The following is a 987-nucleotide window of genomic DNA, read 5'->3' on the forward strand; positions in this document are numbered from 1 at the left end:
GAGACGCGCCATTCTTTTGCAGTTGTAAGCGAGGAAGCGAGAGCGACGAAGGTTCGTTCAGTGGTAACTTTTGCAAGCCCCCGCAGATGAAATCTCCTGAACTCCATGATGCTTTTGATGATCCCGGATACCAGTTCGACGGTCTGTTTTCGTAGTCTGTAAAAGGTCTCCGGCTTCCGTGGTTTCCAGTTTTTCTTTCATGGCCAGGCGCCATGGTTCCGTGATCCGCCGTGGCTCTTTGTCTTCAGGAGGTGGCCGGAAATCGTAAGGCCTGCGCGCGCGGAAGCGTCCAATGGCGACCAGCGGATCAATGCCTTTTTTCCGCTTTTTTTGTGTCGGCTTCCAGCCGGGCGCAGGCTTCGTTCAGCTTTGCTTTCAGTGTTTCCCGACGGGAGATTCTTCCGGCGGGGATTGCATATCGTCATCCGTGATGTCAGACGTTCTCCGTCTGCCTCATCTGTTCCGCGATGTCAGCGGAAAGCTTTTCACGCAGCACCCTGATCCGGTCGTAGCGCACAGAGCGGTATTTCGAGGCGTCGGCATCGATCTCCGTGCCGTCGATCGACACCACACCCAGACGCAGAAGCCCGGTCTCGCGCGCGCCAGCAGCAGAACCTGAACGAATGCTGTTTCAATGGCGGCCCGGTTTGTCCGCCGGAAAGTCGCAATCGTGTCGTGATCCGGATGCAGGTTTGCCGCCACAAAGCGCACACCGATGTCGCGATACGTGGCCCGCTCGATCCGGCGTGAGGAAAACAACCCGTTCGCGTAGCTGAAGATCAGAAGCGCCAGTATCAGGCGCGGATGATCCTGCGCCTTGCTGCCCGTGCGCGTCGGCACGGAAAACACACTCATCGGAACCCACTCAGCAGCGGCAGCAACAAAATGCGCCAGATCGTCAGCGGAAAGCCATCACTTCAGATCAGGCGGTAAAAAATACGGCTGTCACGGTCAAACGGGATGAAACGCCTCATCCCGACAGGCTAC

The 987-nt window shown here is 57.2% G+C and carries 1 pseudogene; it reads right to left on the minus strand.

What is annotated here, in order from left to right:
* Window positions 1-974 (minus strand): annotated as a pseudogene (locus GOB90_RS19885) (transposase); the annotation flags it as partial.
* Window positions 975-987 lie beyond the last annotated feature (13 nt).

Origin of the sequence: Acetobacter oeni (assembly GCF_011516825.1) — a bacterium.
Lineage (GTDB): Bacteria > Pseudomonadota > Alphaproteobacteria > Acetobacterales > Acetobacteraceae > Acetobacter > Acetobacter oeni.